The organism is Ilumatobacter sp., assembly GCF_049588435.1.
Classification (GTDB): domain Bacteria; phylum Actinomycetota; class Acidimicrobiia; order Acidimicrobiales; family Ilumatobacteraceae; genus Ilumatobacter_A.
In genome coordinates this window covers 1-1,638 of the sequence record NZ_JBAVYV010000119.1, presented here as the reverse complement: position 1 = coordinate 1,638, position 1,638 = coordinate 1, and the positions used below count along the sequence as shown (strand labels likewise).

At 68.0% G+C, this 1,638-nt stretch carries 3 protein-coding genes; all 3 read right to left on the bottom strand.

Going from position 1 to position 1,638, the window contains the following annotated elements:
- Positions 1-455, bottom strand: a 455-nt coding sequence (locus WBV89_RS04385) for an SRPBCC family protein (protein WP_423980121.1), incomplete at its 3' end; no start/stop codon positions are given.
- A 2-nt stretch (positions 456-457) separates the two neighbouring features.
- On the bottom strand, positions 458-859 hold the full coding sequence (locus WBV89_RS04380) for a hypothetical protein (protein ID WP_423980120.1): 402 nt from the start codon (positions 857-859) through the stop codon (positions 458-460).
- A 14-nt stretch (positions 860-873) separates the two neighbouring features.
- Positions 874-1,506 (bottom strand): hypothetical protein, encoded by a 633-nt coding sequence (locus WBV89_RS04375; RefSeq protein WP_423980119.1) that lies wholly within the window; start codon positions 1,504-1,506, stop codon positions 874-876.
- Between the last annotated feature and the right edge of the window lie 132 nt (positions 1,507-1,638).

The window sequence follows — 1,638 nt, the reverse complement described above, 5'->3', positions numbered from 1 at the left end:
AGGACGCGCGGGTTCTCGCATGCGGCGGCGTAGGAGCCGATCCGCGCCTCGATGTCCCGACCGAGCAACCAGGTGCCGATCCGGTCGGCGATCGGCGCCAACCACGAGGGCCGAACGCTGAACGTGTGGCGCCACGTGGCGATCGTCTCCTCGTCGGTCGACCCCGCCGCGAACGTCCACCCGCCGGCGAACGTCGAGAAGAACCATGGCCCCTCGACCATCTTCATCCCGACCTGGTTCGGAGGGCGGAACGAGACGTACTCGGATGTCATCGCGAGGCGGTGCCGTGAGACGGTTCTCGTGCGCACGCCCTTGGCGGGCCGGTCGGCGTCGATCAGGTGCTGATGGTGGACGAACGGATCCCATTCCAGGCGGATTGCACCGTGGGTCTGCGACACGGCGAACGCCACGTCGAGTGGTACGGGAACGATGCGGGTCGCCTCGACGCGGGGCACGTTCAGCCCGAGACCGGGGGGAGCAGGGTGAACGGGACGATGTGCCACGCGTTCTTGTCGACCCGGCAGTGGGCGAATACCTGCCCGTACTCGGTGAAATCGAGTTCGCCCTTCACCAGCCGGTAGGTGAACTTGCCCGGTTCGACGGTGAACGGGCTGACGTTGCGGGCCACCTGCTCGCTGGATTCGTCGACGCCGCGCCGGAAGACGACCTCGAAGACGCCGCTCCCGGACTGGCCTTCCGGACAGAAGATGAGGGCGACGAGGTGCGGGCTCAGTGTCACGGGGACCGGGGTCGGGCTGGCCTGGGAGAACATCACGCCGGTCATGTCGATGCGTGTCGAGGGCCCCGGGGCCTCGCGCATCTCGAAGTTCTCGACGAAGAGTGCGGAGACGATCTGCATCCCCTGGAGGGTAGCTATTGGCTCCATTCGAACAGACGGGCCACGATCTCTCCGTGCTGCCCGGCGATGACCGAGATGGCGAGGACGATCGCGAGCGCCGCGCCCGCCCAGCCCAGTGTCCTCGCGGTCGTCGCACCGGGCCTCCACGCGGCGTACACCAAGCCGATCACGACCAGGGGGAGCGAGATTCCGAGCATGAATCCGATCGTCGGGAGCAACTCGCCCGACGGGTCGTCGTGTGCGGCGGTCAGGATCGAGCCGAGTTCGGCTCCGACGCAGGGGCGCCACCACTGGGTCACGGTCACGCCGACGAGCGCGGTGATCGCTGCGGTGCCGACGGGGGACGCCACCGCCGAACCGAGTTCGTCGGACCAGGCAGGCCGATCGCGTCGGAAGACCTGCGGGAATCCGAGCGCGACGACCGCCACGATCAACACCACCGCGGTGATCCGGAGTTCGAGGTCGGTGATCGGCCCGAACCGGTCGGTCACGAAGAACCATCCGCCCAGGACCACGCCGAACACGGCGCCGGCGACGGCGGACCACCGGCCGCGCGCTGCGACGATCGTGAGGCCGACGGGTGCCAGGATCACCAGTTGGCACACCTGACCGAGTGAACGGACCGCTTCGACGAATGCGTCGATCACGTGGGGCGCAGCCTGTCCGTCCGAACGATCAGGCGTTCTTCTCGGCGATCAGCGCGCCGACCGCTGCGTCGATGTCGTCGTAGGCGCCTTCGCCGATGTGGTCGTAGCGGACGTTGCCATCGGCATCGATCA

What these genes read in the sequence shown, in the direction of transcription:
- WBV89_RS04380 (WP_423980120.1), bottom strand. Translation starts at nt 859, where the DNA reads ATGCAGATCGTCTCCGCACTCTTCGTCGAGAACTTCGAGATGCGCGAG.